General features: G+C 67.6%; 1 protein-coding gene. It reads right to left on the minus strand.

Going from position 1 to position 17,237, the window contains the following annotated elements:
• Positions 1-144 precede the first annotated feature (144 nt).
• Positions 145-17,172 (minus strand): InlB B-repeat-containing protein, encoded by a 17,028-nt coding sequence (locus tag M5D76_RS06155; protein WP_248922514.1) that lies wholly within the window; start codon positions 17,170-17,172, stop codon positions 145-147.
• Positions 17,173-17,237: the final 65 nt, after the last annotated feature.

Here is a 17,237-nt window from a genome sequence, read left to right on the forward strand (position 1 = left end):
GTCGCAGGTGTGTGAATGCGGCCACTGCCGTGACCAATGGTCAGGCTAGCACCACGTGGCGGCGCGGGACCGACGGGCTCGGTCGGCGGCGTGGGGAGGGTCGCCACGTCGTGCGACCCTCCCCCGTCATGTCTATCGATGGCGCTAGCCGGCCATGACGGCCATCCAGCCCACGCCCTCGAAGTGCCAGCCGGCCCTCACGAGCGCGTCGTTCTCGGCCTCGGAGGTCGTGAAGTTGTGGGTGCCGACGGTGGCGTAGGGGTTGTACTGGCGGAGCACCGGCACGGAGCCGCCGGAGTTCCAGCCCACGCCCTCGTAGTTCCAGCCCGCCGCCACGAGCGCGTCGCGCTCGCCGGGCGACGGCGTGTAGTGGTGGTCTCCGGCGTAGGGGTTGTAGAGGCGGTAGACGGGCTCTCCGCCCTCGATGGGCGCCCACCAGCCGACGCCCTCGTAGTTCCAGCCCACGCGGCTCAGGAACTCGCGCTCGCCGGGAGAGGCGGTGTAGAAGTGCTCGCCCGAGTAGGGGTTGTAGAGGCGGAACATCGGGATCGCGTCGGGCCTGTCGGGCACGATCTGGAAGGTGGCCTGCGCCGCGCCCGTCCAGTTGCCGGTGCCGGAGATCGTGACCGTAGCCGTGCCGACGCCGACGTTGGACTCGTAGGCGGCCTCGTAGTCGACGCCGGAGACGAGCGCGCGGCCGAGGACCGTGACGTCGAGGGCGGGCTCGAGGGGCTCGCCGGTCTCGACCTGGTCGGCGATCGGCGCGATGGTCGCCTGCGCGATGTCGGCCGGGGCGATGGCGTAGGTGACCTCGATGGGGTCGGTCCCCCCGCCGGCCCAGTAGCTGTTTGCGGCGTCGCGCAGCGTCACCTTGGCAACGTACTCTCCGGCGTCGGTGGCCCGTGCGCCAGCCGCCTCGCAGAGTTCGTCGTCATAGGTCACGCCCGTCTGTTCCCTACCCTCGTAGACGAGTCCAGCGCGACCCACGGGAAGGGTGACCTCGGTCGGCAGGATCCGGAAGCTCGTCTGGAGCGTGGTCGTCTCCAGGAAGTTCCCCGTGCCAGAAATGGTCACCTCTGCGGTGCCGGCGTTGACGTTGTTCTCGTATCCGACAGAGTAGTCATGACCAGGCTCGAGCGTCCGCTCGACGCCGGCGCCGTCCGTCCAGGTGACTGTCACGGGAGGCTCAAGCGGCTTAGCGGCGTACCGCTGGTCGGATATGGCGGCCACCGACCCGGAAGAGAGGTCTGCCGGGCTCACGGAGAGCGACGCGACGACCGAGGAGCCGGCGTAGTTGCCCGCACCCGTGGCGCGGACCCAGTACGTGCCGGCGTCCGTGATCTGGTCAACGGGATTCGTGCAGGCCTCGTCGGCGAAGTACACGAGGGTGTAGTCGGTTCCGACCGCAAGCGGGTCGTCGCCCAGCATCACCTCGACCGCAGGCTCCAGGGCCATGCCCGTGAACGTCAGCGGGCCGACGTTGACCGTGGCGTTCTCGAGGGTGGCCGGACGGATCTCGAAGGACGCCGTGGACTCTCCGGCCTCCCAGTTGTCCGTACCGGCGACGGTCGCCCTCACCCAGTAGGTTCCGACCTCGGTGGGCTTGTCGGCCAGCACGGTTCCCTCGGCAAAGTCGGCGGTCGTGGCGTAGGCGTACGTCGGGGTGCCGAGCGACGGGGTGCCCACGGGCTCGTAGCTCTGGCCGAACACCGGAGCGGCGGGGCTCACGCCCACGGCGGGATTCCACGTCACGGTGGCCTTCGTCACGTGCACGACGCCGGTTGCGGCGACGAACGCGTAGTTGGGGGCGCTCAGCGCACTCACGTCCACGCTCGACTCGTAGTCGCCCACGTTCGAGGTGGCAGAGCAGGTGCACGAGACGAGCGGGGTGCCGGTGATGTTGGCGTCGGCCAGCGTCTCGCCGTTCACGAAGCCGGTGTAGGTGACCTCGGAGAGGGCGTGCTCGGCGCCGTAGGCGAAGCTCTTCTCGACCGGCGTGACCGTGAGCGTGGCCTTGTCGATGCGTGCGGTGGAGGTGACGGAGGTGGTCGTGAGCTCGTAGTTGGCGCAGGCGGGAACCGTCTCGTCGAGCGCCAGGCCCGTGACGGTGACGGGAACGGCGTCGCCGGCACCAGACGCGGTGAAGTCGGCAGCCAGCTGATCCGTCTTGAGGGCCACGACCTCGGCGCCGACAACGTCGTGGAAGGTCACGCCGCTCGCATCGATCGTGGCCGCGGTCGTGCCGTCGTAGGTCTTGTCCTGCGCGCCGATGCCCGAGACCGTGATGGGCCTGCGCGTGACGTCGACGGTCAGCGTGCACTCGGCGATCGTGTAGTTGGCGTTGACGGGGTTGGTGGCGTCGAGGGCCAGGCCGGTGACGCGCGCGGGCTTTGCCGTGCCGACGCCGGCCTCCTCGACCTCCGCCGCGAGCGCGGCCGCCGCCAGCGTGGGCGTCTCGCCCGTGACGGCGCCCGTGAGGGCGGGCTCGCCGCTCACGGCGACGGTCGTCGTGCCGTCGTAGGCGCGGTTGGTCGCCGAGAGGCCCGTGACCTCGAGCTTGGCGGCCTCGATGGTGCCCGTGGCGTGTGCCTGGACGCCATCGTCCGCAGCGGCGATCGCGTAGTTGCGGTTCACGTTGGCCGCACCCGTGTCGTCGGCGAGGCGCACGCCGCGGATGGCGACGTCGATGCCGGCGGCCGCGTCCTTCGAGGCGTACGTGCCGGTCGCGGCGGCGAAGTCGAGGGTGGGAACCTCCCCGCCCACGGCGCCGGTAAACGTCGCGGCCGTGCCGTCGATGAGGCTGTTGGCGCACGTCGTCGTGCCGTCGTAGGCGCGCGTTTCGACGGCGATGTCGGACCCGGCCAAGGTGAGCGGCGCGGGAAGGATCTCGTAGCGCGCGGGCGCGGAGCTCGAGCCGGCGTAGTTGCCCAGGCCGTCGGCGCGCACCCAGTAGGTGCCCGCATCCACGAGGGCGTTGGAGGAGATGGGCTCGGTGCACTGGGCGTCCGCGAAGTAGCTGACGGCGTAGTCGGTTCCCTGGACGAGCGTCAGGGTTCCGCCCGTGCGCGTGAGCGTGCAGTCGGGCGTCTGCGTGAGCGACGTGTAGGTGGCGCTCGAGCACGTGAGCGTGTAGTCGGTCAGGCTCGCGGCGCCGATGGTGAAGGCCATGGGCTCGCTCGTGACGGCGAGCCAGTCGTCGGACTCGGCCACGCTCGCCCTCATGTAGTAGTTGCCGACCGCCGCAGGGCGCGCGGTGACGAAGGGTCCGTCGACGGTGCGCGCGTACGAGAAGGTCGGACCGCCCTCGCCCTGGAAGGCTGCCTGGCCGGTGGGCGCGAGCGGCTCACCGTACACGATGCTCTGGATCGAGGGCTGGACCGTCCAGGAGTTGGTCGCCTTTGCGACGGTGGCGTCGATCACGCGCGAGGCGCTTGCGCCGTCGGCCCACGCGACGCTTGCCGCATCGGCGAAGTCCGTGGCGGCGATCTGGGCGGTCACCCGGTAGGTGCCCGCGTGGAGCGCCCAAGCGGAGCCATCGCGGACGGAAGCACCCTCGGCGTCGGCGGGGTCTGTCGCCGAGATGGCCGTGACCTCGAAGCCCGGGGCCTTGGCGATGGCCGCGACCTCGGAGCCGGTGTAGGCGGCATCGTCGGCGTCGGGCACGGCAACGGTCCAACGCGCGTAGAGCGTGACGTCGCAGGTGCCGCCCGAGTAGGTCCACGCACCGTCGTCGCCGAGCTCCACGACGCCGGGCTCGCCGGTCGCCGATGCGTCGGCCTTGCGTGCCGCCCAGCCCTCGAAGGTCCAGTCGGCGCCGGCGGGCGCGGTCGGGCTGTCGTCAGAGACGCGCGAAACGACGCCGTAGGCAGCCTCGTCGATGCGGTCGCCCGCGAGCGAGCCGCCGTTGGCGTCGACCGTCGCGGAGTAGACGCGCGGGCTGGGCTCGTACACGGCGGAGAGCTTGATGTCGCCCGTTGCCTTGAGCGCCTCGTTGGCGTCCCTGCCCGAGATCCTGTTGCCGCTGGCATCCGTCCAGCTGGCAAAGGCGTAGGTGTGCTCGGCGTCTTTCGCCTTGGTGGGCTCGTTCTCGCCCGGAAACACCGGGGCGTAGCCGTAGTAGGCCGTGCCCGTGGCGATGAGCGTGGCGCCGTCCTCGTCGTACCAGCCTGCGGTGTAGCTGTCCAGGTCGTAGTTGACGCGCACGACCGTGGTGCCCGTGGGCCGTGCCGTGGAGTCGGCGGCGGGCTGATCGCCATCGGGCGTCGCCTCCAGGACGGAGACGTCGCCGAAGTGGAAGTGGTCGTAGGTCCTCAGCTCGTAGCTCACCGTCGTGCCGGCCTCGCAGGCCACGACGTCGGCATTGGCGCGCACGTAGCCGAGCGAGCCGTCGGTGGCGACGGTCTGCTTCCAGTGCTCGACCACGTACGACGTCTGGATGAGCTCGTAGTCGGCCACGAAGGAGAGCGACTTTGCCGTTCCGCTCACGTCTCTGAGGTACAGGGTCGCCGTTCCGTCGTCGTTGAACGCGAGATCCACGGAGTAGGTGACGTCGCTCAGCTGGAAGCTCTGGGTGGAGGCGTCCAGCGTGGTCGCCTGACCCTCCTGGTCCGTGACCGCGAGGGTCGAGAGCTCGTAGTTGTCGTTCTGGGGCTTGAAGGCGAAGGAGGTGGTCTTCACGCCGTCGGGGAACCTCACCGGATCCTGGTCCATCTTGATCTCCTGGGCGCTGCTCGCCGTCGCCTGATCGACGCTGGCGCGATCGGAGCCGTAGCCCATGTCGACGTAGCCGTTGGTGGCCGCGCCCGACATGTAGGTGTGGCCGGCGAACACCGTGGTCAGGACGATGTGCGAGCCGTCAGCCGTGCCCAGGACCGTCAGGTCCTTGTAGCCATCGACGCCCGACACCATGCCGGACTGCGTCTTGCCCGCGACGTCGGTGTAGGAGTAGCTCCAGCCGACGAACTCGACGCCGGTGGCAGACACCGCGGTGGGGCCACCCGAGATCTTCTCGCCATAGGCGACGCTCGTGCTCGTGGGACCGGTGATGGTTCCGGTGGCCTCGTCGTTCACGAAGTCGACGGTGTAGGTCTTGGCGTTCCACTTGGCGTAGAGCACCGTGTCGGAGCTCACGCCCACGGTCGTGGTGGTGGAGCCCGCCGGTACGACCGCCGTGCCCTCCCCCTCCGCGTTGTCGAAGTAGCCGGCTAAGTCATAGCCGGGGCGCGTGGGCGCGGCGGGCAGGCGATAGGTGGAGCCGAACGTCTGCTGGATGGCCTGTGTGCCCTCGCCGGTCGAGAAGGACCCGCCGTTGGCGTTGAAGGTGACCGTCGGCGTCGCCATGGTGACGCGCGCGGGGACCGAGACGCTGTCCTTGTAGTTGCCCTGGCCGACGAGGCGCACGACGTAGCTGCCCGCCTGGGTGATTTGGTTCACCTTGACGTTGGAGGAGTTGTAGTACTCGATGGCGTAGTTGCTGCCGGAGACGTTCTCGGTGCCGCTCGCGAGCGCGACCGCGACCGTCGTCGGGTACGGGGCGCACCCCTCCGCTCCCAGGACGTAGGCGTACGCGCTCGCGCCGGCGTCCCACGTGCCGTCGAGGACGACGCGCGCGGTGGAGATGGAGCGCGGCTGGATCGTCAGGTCGCCCGGGGTGACCGTGACCTCGTAGTTGGGGTTGGTGGCACGCGCGCCGAGCGCGCCTGCGTGCGCGACGACGGTGGTCCCGCTGTACAGGACGTCCTCGTCGGTGTCGAGGCGCTCGTAGACGAGGCCGAGGTCGTCGCCGGCGACGACGCCGTAGGCGCTCTCGGTGGAGATCGTGTAGGACCCGGCCGGGTCGGCGTCACCGTAGGTCTTGCTCTTGTTGGCGACCGTGATGGTCACGGGGCGCGCCTCGATCCCCATCTCGGAGGGGACGACCGTCACGACGTAGTTGGGGTTGTCCGTGTAGGCCGCGCCGACCTCGTAGGTGCCGACGTCCTGGCTCGTGTTCGAGCGCGCGGGCGTCGCGGCGAGGTCGTCGGAGCCGCACATGCCGCTCACGCCGACCACGAAGGCCGGGTCGGTCGCGGGGTCGTTGTCGTAGACCTTCGAGGTCACTCGAACATCCTCGGGGCTCACCTGGATGGTGGCCTCGGCGGGCTCGATGGCGAAGGTCGTGCGCACCTCGCCCGTGCAGTCGCCGGTGCCCGTGACGATGACGGTCGGCGCCGCGCTCGAGGTGGCCGGGGCGGCGTTCACGTTGTTCTGGTAGCTCACGACGAAGTGCTGGTCCTCGTTGAGGTCGTCGAGCTTCAGGTCGCCGTCGAGGTCGGCCTGGGCGCGCACGCGCTGGGTCTGGGGGCTGGCGTCGTAGGTGCGGTCGACCACGCCGGTCACCGTGGCGACGGACAGGTCGAAGGGCGCGACCGTCACCTCGAGCTCGATGGGCGCCGTGGCGGCGTCGCCGGTCCTGCCACGCCACGTGTGGTTGCCGTCGAGGGTGGCGGTCACGGTGTAGGCGCCCGCGTGCGTGGCGTAGGCGCAGCCGTAGTTGGTCTCGTACTCGTACACGCCGCATCCGTCCACACCCTCGACCTTGGGCGTGATGGACAGCTCGAAGCCCTCGCCGGACTGGACCACGACCTGCTCGCCTCCGTTGTAGACAACGGGACGTGCCTGCGGGACCACGGCCGAGGTCGGCAGGATCTCGAAGGTGCGCTCGGCGACGCCCGCGTAGTTGCCCATGCCCGTGACGATGGCGCGGGCCGTTCCGGCGGAGGTGTTGTCGGCAAAGGATAGCGTGTAGTCGACTCCCTCGACGAGGGTCACCGAGCCGTTGCGCACGGTGACGACGGGCGTGAGGGCGCCGCCGGTGTACTCCATGCTCGTGGCGGTGCTCACCATGTCGGTGGTTACCGCGCGCTGCGCGATGGTGAAGCTCGTCGTGGTCGCGAGGTCCGTGAAGTCGTCGGTTCCGGCCACGGTCGCGCGGGCGTAGTAGACGCCGGCCTCCGTGGGAGCCGCATCGGTGAAGGTTCCGTCCGGCTCGGTCGCATAGGCCCACGCGACCTGCTGGCCCTCGCCCACGAAGCGCGGCTCGCCCACGGGCTGGACGGCCTCGCCGAACGTGACGTTCAGCACCGACGGCGCCGTCGTCCAGGTGTTCGTCGCAGGCGAGACGAGCATGGCGACCGTGCGCGCGGCACTTCCGCCATCAGCCCACGTCACGTTGGCCGAGGCGTCGGCGAGCGAGACGGTCACGGCATACGTTCCCGCATGCGTCGCGAACGCGCCGTCGCCGGAGACGCCCATGCCCTCGGCGGACGCGGTGTTGCCGGACACGGAGGCGTCGGGCGCGATGGCCAGCGTGTAGCCGGCGCCTGCCGCGACGCCGACCTGCTGGGTTCCGTCATAGGTGAGCTCCGTCGCCGTGGGCGCCTTGACGGTCCAGGTGGCCGTGAGCGTTGCCGCCGCGGTGCCCTGGACGAACGTCGAGCCGCTCACGGAGCTGCCGGCGCCGGAGACGTTCCAGCCGGCGAACTCGTAGCCCTCGCGCGTGGGCTCGGCGATGTCGAGCCTGCCGCGATAGGCGATGGCATGGTCCTCGTCGGTCGCGAAGGTGTCGTCGGCCGCCTTGGCAAAGCCGTCCTGCGACCAGTCGCCACCCGTGGGGTTGACCGTGAGCGCGAACGCGTCGTTCGCGTAGACGACCTTGACCTGGTTTGCGGCCGCGCTCGTCGAGAGCGTGACGGGCTCGGCGCTGCGCGAGGCGTAGCCGGCAACCTCGGGCGCGTCGACGATGACGTCGCAGTCCTCGGTGATGCCGACCTTCGCGCCATAGCGTGCCGAGGCGTTGACCGGGGCGAGAAGAACGTTGGGCGGTGTGGCGCCGTCCACGTAGGTGACCTGGTAGGCGCAGTCCTGGCGGCTGTAGCGAACGGTGACGACCGTCGTCCCGTCGGCGCGCACGCACGCACCCTCGCAGACGGGGCTCGTGGACGCGTAGGCGATGTCGGCGAGCGCGAAGCCCTCGCCCGGGGTCGGCTCGATCGCGATGGCGGAGCCCGCGTCGACGGCGGCGCTCGTGTACGACTCGCCCTCGGAGGTGGTGTAGCCGTCGCCGGTCACGTCCTGGCGAAGGACGTCGACGCGGTAGGTCGCCTTCTTGACGCGATAGGTGACCTCGAACGTGAGCGACATGGTCGGATCGGTCGAGGTCCCGATCGTGATGGATCCCGCATTCGCGTCGGAGGCGGAGGTGACCCACTGGTACTGGTAGGTATTGGGGCCGAGCGTGAAGCTCTTCTCGGCGGCGTCGATCGTGGTCTCGTGCGCCGAGGCGCTCGTGGCGGCGAGGTCGCGGACCTTGACGCTGTCGAGCTCATAGTTCTCGTTGACCGGAGCGAAGCTCACGACCTGGCCCTCGCTGGTGCTCTGGCTGTCGACCGTCGCGGAGGCGGCCGTGGCGGGGGCACCGACGCCCACCAGGCCGTTGGTCGCCGTGGCCGCGACGAAGGTGGTCTCGACGAGCTTGGCCGTGAAGGTCGCGGCGCCGGTCACGTGCACGCCGGTGTAGTCGTCGACCGTGCCGGTCGCGGTCGTGCCGTCAGGGCGCGCCATCGAGTAGGTCCAGCCGAGGAAGGTGTACTTTTCGTCGTCGTAGTCGCAGGTGATGCCCGCGGGCACCGTGGCGTCGTAGGTGACGCTCACCGAGCCCGTGGGGTCGAGCACGCCCCCGCCGGAGACGCTCACGCCGTGGTCGGCCTGGAACTTGACCGCATAGGCGTCGCGGTCCCACTTGGCGTAGTAGGTCGTGCCCTCGGCGAGCGCGCCCACGGGCGTGGCTGCCGTGACCTGGTCGCCCCAGTCGGAGCCGCCCTCGGTCCCGCGCGCCGTGAACCAGCCGGCGAAGGCGAAGCCGTCCCTCGTCGGGGCGGCGGGAAGGACGTGCGCGAGCGAGTAGGTCTGCTGGACCTCCGCAGGCGCGGTGGAGGCGCCGAAGGACCCGCCGTTGGCGTCGAAGGAGACCTGGTAGGTCTTGTTCTGCACCGTGAAGGGGACGTAGACCGTGCCCGAGAGGTTGTTCGCGCCCGTGAGGACGACGTAGTACGAGCCGGTCTGCGTGATCGCGGTGATGGTCTCCTTGCTCGCGTTCGCGAACTGGACGGTGTAGTGCGTGCCCTCGGCGAGCGCCTCGGGCGTGCCGTCCGCGTCGAGGTCCTTGGTCGCGCTGGCGACCTTGACCTCGGGCGCGAGGTCTGCCCCCTCGAAGTCGTAGGTCGCGTCGGCTTCGTTGAGCGTGACGTCGGCGCCCTCGATGGTCGCGGCCACGATGTTGAAGTCGCGGGTGGTCGACCCCGTGAAGTTGTTGGAGCCGCCCGCCTTGGCCGTGGCGACGGCGTGCGCGGTGCCCACGTTGGTGTTGTCCGTCCAGCCGGCGGTGAAGTCGTCGGCGGTGAGCTGGTACGTGCCGCTGTCCGTCACGAGGCTCACCGTGAAGGCGGGCTCGAGCGGAAGGCCGGTATAGGTCTGGTCGGCGATGGCGCTGACGCTCACGGCCGAGTCGTCGAGGGCGCGCGCGGCGATCTCGAAGCCCTGCTCGAGCGGGGTCGCCGCGTCCTCGTAGTTGCCGTTCGCCACGGCCTTCGCCGTGACGCGCGGAGCGGAGGCGCCCGTCGCCGCAGACGCGTTCACGTTGTTGGCGAAGGTGACCTCGTAGTCGACGCCCTGCGTCAGGGCCAGGTCGAGGCTGGCGGCGGCGTCCTTGTACCTGGCGCTCACGGCGGGCTCGACGTCGAAGCCGGTGTAGGTGCTGCCGCCTGCGACGGTGAGCTCGACCTTGTCCATGGAGAGACGTGCGACGTTGACCTCGATCTGGCGCGGGGCGGTCGTTCCGTCGGCCCAGGTGCTCGTGTCGGGGTGGACGAGGGTTGCGGTGACCGCATAGGTGCCGGCGTTGGTCACGAAGGCGGAGCCGGCATCGGCCGTCCCCTCCCCTCGCACGCCGTAGCCCGCGTCGGTCACGATCGGGCCGTTGACGACCATGTTGGAGAGCGTGTAGGCCGCTCCCGCCTCGACGGCCTTCTGCTCGCTGCCGTTGAAGGTGAGGCTTGCCGCCTCGGGAACGTCGACCGTCCACTGGGCGGTCACCTTCGAGGCGATCGAGCCCTGCTTCAGGGTCCACGTTCCGCCGGTGCCCTTGGTCACGGTCGTGGAGGTGCCCGACGCGGTCGGATCGACGGCGCTGACCGTCCAGCCGGCGAATTTGTAGCCCTCGCGCGTGGGCTCCGCCAGGGTGATCTCCCCCTCGAAGTCGAGATGCTCGCTCTTCTCGTAGAGATCATGGTTGGTGGGATCTGCGGTCACGCCCGTCTGGGTCCACGCCGCAGCACCGTTCGCGTTGAGGTCGAACGAGAGCGGGTAGGAGTTCTTGTCCCACACGGCGTACATGGTCACGACGTCGCCGTCGACGGTGGTCAGCCTGTTGGTGGTGGCGCCGAGGGCGAAGGCCACGGGGGCGTTGCTGCCGAACGACCAGCCGGTGAGCGTGTAGCCGTCGCGCGTGATGCCGCTGTTCTCGATCGTGGGCATGGTGACGATGTCGTCGTAGAGGTACTTCTTCTCGCTAAAGATGGTTCCCACGCCGCCGTTGGCGTTGTAGCGCACGGTGTAGACGATCTTGTCCCATTGCAGGTAGAGGTCAAGGGACTCGCCGATGGCGGGCTCGGTGCCGGAGGCGAACGACGCGCCCAGGCGGAAGGCGTCGCCCGACCCGTCGGGCTGGGTGTTCCAGGACACGCCCTTGTAGCCGTTGTACTGCCAGAGCGGCTGGGGAATGGTGGCGTAGGAGCCGAGGAGCGACGAATGGATGGAACGCACCTGAGAGATGACGTCGGTCCCGTCGGGCGCGTTGTAGTGGTAGTTGACCGTGTAGGAGTTGTAGCGGTTCACGGCCGTGAAGTAACCGTTGTCCGTCGCGCTCTGGGCACGCGCGTAGGCCTTGAAGTTGTTGGACGTCGCCCAGGGACTTGAGCTAAAGAGACCCGCATGGGTGAAGTAGCGACCGACGATCTTGGTGGTGTAGCCCTCGTTCGCTGCACCAGTGCCGAACATGCCGTCGTAGGTCGTGAGAGCACTCATGTTCGTGCCCTCGGACACCAGCACGGTCGCAAGGTTCGTGCAGCCGGCGAAGCAGATGCTCGCATCAGTGACGCGGGTAAGGTCAAACCCGGAGAGGTCGAGTGCCGTGAGCTTGGCGCAGCCCTTGAAGGCGCCGCGCAGGTTGGTCATCGCCGGAGCCTTGACGCCGCTCAGGCCGAGACTCTGGAGGTTGGAGCAGCTGTTGAAGGTCGAGCGCATGTTGTCGACGCTCGAGAGGTCCCAGCCCGAAAGGCTGACGGACGTGAGGCCCGTGCAGGCGTTGCAGAGGTTGCGCATGTTCGTGAGACACGGCGTGTTGAAGGTGGAGAGGTCGAGCGTTGTCAGGGCCTTGGCGCCCTGGAAGGTACGGACCATGCTCGTGCAGCGCGACGTGTCGAGGTACGCGACGTGAGAGATCTCCGTGAGCTTGTCGCAGTTCCAGAACCAGCCGGCAAGGGACTGCGGCTGCACCATCAGGAACGAGACGTCGAAGTCGACCTTCGTGAGGTTGGAGGCAAAGCCGTCAAGGTGCCAGGGGGCAGCTGGGCTCGCCGAGTCATCGACCGCGTAGCCGCAGTTGGCAGTGTTGAGCGTGTAGTAGGTCCCCTCCTCCTCGGGCTTGAGGGAGGTGAAGGTGAGCGTCTCGGCTGTGCCGTCGCCGTCCGAGTCCGAGCGTACCGCGTAGAAGTCGGCGGCCTTGGCGTACTGGGCGTAGTAGGTGTAGGACACGGACTCCTCACCGGACATGAGCGCCTTGTCGTACTTCGTCATGCGCACGCCGCCCTCGGGCTTGGTGTACCAGCCGCAGAACGTGTACTCGGAGCCCGAAGGTGCGGGATCGTTCGGGAACGTGTAGGAGTCGTCCGTCTTGAGCTGACCCACCAAGGTTCCGTCACGCAGGGTGTAGCCCGACTGGGCGCTGGTGTAGGCGGTGCCGCCCATGCTCGTGTTGGGATCGAAGGTGATCTCGCGCGAGTTGCCCTCCCAGATGGCATAGAGGGTGATGTCGGCGCCGTCGATGTTCACGATCTTGCTGACGTCCTGGTCGCCGGCGCCCGCATAGAGCGCGGACTGCGCGCTCGAGGAGAGCGCCCAGCCGACCTGGTGGTAGCCATAGCGCGAGAACTCGGGCGCCGCCTGAGGCAGCGAGTAGACCTCGTCATAGCCGAGCGTCGCCTTGGCGCGCTGCCCCTCGCCGCCGTTCGCGTCAAAGGACAGGCTGTACTTGATGGGCTCCCACTGGAGGTAGAGCTCGGTCGAGGTGCCGGCGGCCGGCTCGGTCGACGCGTTGAAGGTCGTCGAGAGCGGACAGGTCGTGCCCGACCCGTCGGCAGCGGTGTTCCACGACACCGCCTTGTAGCCGTTGTAGGTCCACAGGGCAGGCGCCGAGGAGCCGTAGTTTCCGCTGATCTTCTTGGGGATGACCATGACGGTGCTGACGACGTCCGAGCCATCCGGGGCATTGTAGTGGTAGTTCACGGTGGCGCTGTTGTAGGAGCTCACCGGCGTGAGGTAACCCGACTGGGTGTTGTAGAGCTGGGCGCGGGCAAGCGTCTTGTTGGTCTTCTCTGCGTCATAGGGCGTGGAGCCGACCAGGGAATTGGCGCTGTAGTAGCAGCCCTTGAGCGAGTAGCAGTGCCAGAACATGTAGTCCGAGTTCGTGAGCGCGCTCCCCGTGGCATCGGCAGTCATCGAGCTGTAAATGGTCTTAAGTGCCTCATCGTTTCCGAACATTCCACCGGCATTCGTGAGGCCAGACCAAACAAAACCAGAGAGGTCAAGCTGCGTGAGTTTTTTGCAGCCCTCGAAGGTATTCAAGGCCGACGTGAGGTTGGCGCTTGTCTTGGCTCCTGAGAGATCGAGGTTGGTGAGCTTCGCATTGCCCTTGAAAGCGGTGTCCATCTTGGTCACCTGGCGCATGTCCCAGCCACTCATGTTGAGGCTCTCGAGCGCAGAGATGTCTGGCCTGTCCGAGAGGATGAAGTTCGTCATCGATGTCACGCATGGCGTGTTCCAGCTGGAGAGGTCGAGGGACTTGAGCGAGTAGCAGCGGGCGAACGGGGCCTCCATGTACAGGACGCAGGAGGCGTCAAAGTACTCGATGTTCTCGATCTCGGTCATGTTCTGGAAGTCGCAGAACCAGTCGCGGATGCTCATCGCCTTGATGGTGGTGAACGACGGGTCGAAGGTGGCCTTGGTGATGGCCTTCGTGCCCGTCGTGGCATTGGTGTCCGCACTCCACACGGGCGGCATCGTGTTGGTCGAGTAGTCGGTCCAGAGCTTGCCGTCGTAACCCACGGGCTCGGTGCCCATGAACGTCATGTGCTCCAGGGTGCCGTCACCGTCGTCATCGGTCTGAAGCGCCCAGAACTGCTGCTTGTGATCGTACTGGGCGTACAGCGTGATGTTATCCGAAAGCGCCACGATGTCGGAGGCGAGCACGCGCGCGCCTCCCTCGGGCTTGGTATACCAGCCCATGAAGGCGTAGTCGGCAACGGTCGCGCTCGTGCCCCCGGATGACTTGGGGTTCACGTAGGTCGTCGTGTCGGGAGGAACCGGCGGGTCCGTGGGAAGGCGGTACGACGAACCCGTGGACAAGGATGTCGAGAGCTTCCCGTCGGCGTAGTCGAAGCCGGACTGGGGGCCGGAGTATCCTGCCCCCGAGAAGGTGGCGTTGGTGGTGGCATCAAAGGTCACGCGATAGGTGTTGGGCGTCCAGACGGCGTAGAGCGTCACCGTCTCGCCGTCCGCCGCCTTGAAGTCGAGGCCGCTCACGGCCTGCCCCTTGTCATAGGCGGCAGAGGGCGCCGTGGGCGTGAGACCCCAGCCGGCGAGCGTGTAGCCCATGCGGGTGAAGCCGGCCCCGTCGGACAGGTTCGTGCCCGCCGCATAGGGCACGCCCTCCTGGGTGGCGACGCTGCCCAGTCCGCCATTCGCGTCGTAGGCGATCTTGAAGGTGCTCTCCTGCCACTGGAGGTAGAGGTCGAGCGTCGAGCCTGCGGCAGGCTCGAGGGAGGCGGTCATCTGGGAGCCAAGGTCCACCTTCGTGCCAGAGCCGTCGGCGGCCGTGTTCCAGCTCAGTGCGGCGAACCCCGTGCGCGACCAGAGGGCTCCGGCAAGCTCGGGGTACGCGGACGTGACGCCCGACGACTTGGTTGGCGTGGCAACGTCCTTATAGACGTCCTCCCCACCGTCGTTCATGTGGTACCTGATGGTGTAGGTGTTGTTGATGGTGGCCGGCGTGAAGTAGCCGTTGGTCACCGCAGTCTGGCAGCGGCCATAGAGGGCCTTCGTGTAGTTGGAAGAGTCGCTTGACGCGATCTGAGAGAACTTTGCCTCGCGCGCAGTCCCGTCCGCGTAGATGTACTTGCCGGAGAGGGCGTTGCAGCCGCTGAAGATGGACGTGCTGGAAAATGCGCTCGGAATCGACGTCCCGGGAGAGACGAGGATCGTCTTGAGCGAGGAGCATCCCTTGAACATGTCCACAAGGGTTGACGCACCACTCACGTTGTCGAACTTGAAGCCGGTCATGTCGAGGTATGTCAGATTCTTGCAGTTCCCGAACATCAGGTTAAAGATCCTGGAGCGCGTGGACGTAGCGCCGGTCATGCGCAGCGTCCTCAGGTTGGTGCAGCCATCAAAGCAGACTGAGAAGGTCTCGCAGTTGGCAAAGTTCCAACCTGTCAGATCGATCGTCTTGACGCCAGCCGAGTTACGGAAGGCAGCGCCGAGGCCGCGCACGGCCTCGACGTTCCACTGCGAGAGGTCGATCGTCTCGGCATTGGAGTAGGCGAAGATCCAGTCCATCTCCTGCGCGCGGGTGGTGTCGATGTAGTTGAGGTTGATGTACTCGTCCACCGCGTGGAGGTTGTAGAAGTACGAGTGCATGTGGAGGGGCTGGACGCTCTTGAAGCTCTGGTCCACCTCGACCTTCTTGAGCGTGTCGCGGTAGATCGTCCAGCCGGGCTTGTTCTCGGTGTTGGTATAGAACTGCTTGCTCGCCTTGTAGTAGAAGTAGTCGGGATACGTGCCGCCGATCGAGGTGCCTGAGCCTCCCCCGTTCGTGGCGTTGCTGCCCAGGCCCGTGGCAAGCGTGGAGTCGGTGGTGAAGGTGAGCTTGTCCTTCTTGCCGTCGCCATCGGTGTCAGAGCAGATGGCGTAGTAGGTGACGTCCTCGCCAAACTGGGCATAGAGGGTCATGCCGGCGTCATAGGCCACCGGGTCTCCCGCGGTGACGCGCCTGCCGCCAGTGGGCTCCGTATACCAGCCGCTGAAGTAGTAGCCGCTCGCCGGCGTGGGGCCATCGGGGAGCTTGAGCGCATCGCCCGTCGCGGCGCTTGCGGTGAGGTTGCCGCCGACGCGCGTGTAGCCCGAGGGCGCGGACGTGTAGGCGGTGCCGCCGTGGGCGGTGTTGGAGTCGTACGTGATCGTGCCCGAGTTGCGCGTCCACCTGGCGTAGAGCACGACGGTGTCGCCGTCCAGGGACGACAGGCCGGAGGTGGTGGTGGCGCCGAGGCCATAGGCGACGTTGCCGGTGGGCGTGAGCGACCAGCCCGAGAGCGTGTAGCCCGGGCGGGCAAAGCCCGAGCCGTCACTCAAGTTCGCGCCTCCGGCGCAGGGCAGGCTCTTCTCGCCCGCGATGGAACCCGAGCCGCCGTTGGCATCGTACTCGACGTCGTAGGTGCTGGGGCGCCACTGCAGGTAGAGGTCGAGGGTGGAGCCTGCGGCCGGCTCGCTTGCGGAGGTGACCGCCGCTCCGAGGTCGTAGGTGGTGCCGCCGCCGTCAGGGGCGGTGTTCCACGCGACCGGCGCATAGCCGTCGCGCGGCCACAGGGAATTGGCCATGTAGGGGTACTTCTGGATGACGTCGTGGATGGGCGTGAGGACCGAGGAGGTCGCGTCGGCGCCGGGGACGTTGGAATGGTAGACGACCGTGTAGGACGCGTACTCGTTGAGGGGCGTGAAGTAGCCGTCGGCCGAGGCGGAGCAGGCGCGGGCGTAGGTGCCGTCGACCTTGCCGAGGCTGGAGAGCGCAGAGGAGCGTACGGGGCCCGTGGCGCCGTAGAAGCGGCCGACGAGGCTCGAGCAGCCGGAGAACATGTTGGTCCTGTTGGCGGACGTGGGGATCTGCGCGCCCGGGGCGCAGACGATGGTCTTGAGGCTCGAGTCGGAGCCGAACATGGACTGGGCGTTGGTGACCTTGCTGAGGTTCAGGCCCGAGATGTCGATGTAGGGCAGGCTCTTGCAGGAGTCGAATGCATAGAGCACGAGCTGGAGGTTGTCTGCGACCGCGCCGGTCATGTTGAGATCGGAGAGGGACGTGCAGCCGAAGAAGGTCTGCTGGAGCGAGGTCACGCCGTTGAGGTTCCAGCCCGAGATGTCGAGCCGCTTGAGTGCGGTCGAGTTCTGGAAGGTGGCGCCCAGCGACCTGAGCGAGTCGGTCTTCCAGGTGGACATGTCCATCTCGCTCTCGTTGATCTGCGAGAAGGCCCAGTCCATGTACATGACCTTGGAGGCGTCGACGTAGTTGAGGTTGCGGATGCTGGACAGGCGGGTGCAGCCGCGGAACCAGGAGTGCATGGATTGGAGCTGGGCGTCCTTGAACGACGCGTCGAACACGGCGGAGGTGAGGGTCGAGCGGTACGCGAGCCAGCCGGGGCGCACGTTCTCGCCGAAGATGAGGGAGGTGCTGTACTGGAAGTAGTCGACGCCGGCGTTCTTGGGGGCGAGGTCGGCGTCGTTCTTGACCGTGGCCGTGCTGCGGTTCTTGAAGCCGATCACGGCGTTGGGGTCCGTGGTGAAGGTCACGCGGTCGAACTGCTCGTCGGAGTCGGTGTCCGTGAGGTAGGCGTAGAAGGTGGTGGCCGTGGCCTGGGGCGTAAGGTCAGGCTGGCTGACCTGGGTGCTGAGCTGCGTTGCCTGCGCCAACAGGGAGCCGCCAAGGGCGTCGGCGATGGCCGAGGCGGGAGACGCCTGGGCGGAGACCGGGTTCCCGGCGATGATTGCGGCCACGAGGCCGAAGGCGCAAGCGATGCGTGACAGTCGAGACATGAGACCCCCATCGGGATGCGGGAAGGTTGATGTCACGATTAAGTCGCGTTTATGCAGCGTAAAGG

The sequence above is a fragment of the Olsenella intestinalis genome, from assembly GCF_023276655.1.
In the GTDB taxonomy this organism is placed as follows: domain Bacteria; phylum Actinomycetota; class Coriobacteriia; order Coriobacteriales; family Atopobiaceae; genus Olsenella_J; species Olsenella_J intestinalis.

Excerpts from the sequence above, each read along its gene's own strand:
- M5D76_RS06155 (WP_248922514.1), bottom strand. The coding sequence starts at position 17,172 with ATGTCTCGACTGTCACGCATCGCTTGCGCCTTCGGCCTCGTGGCCGCA.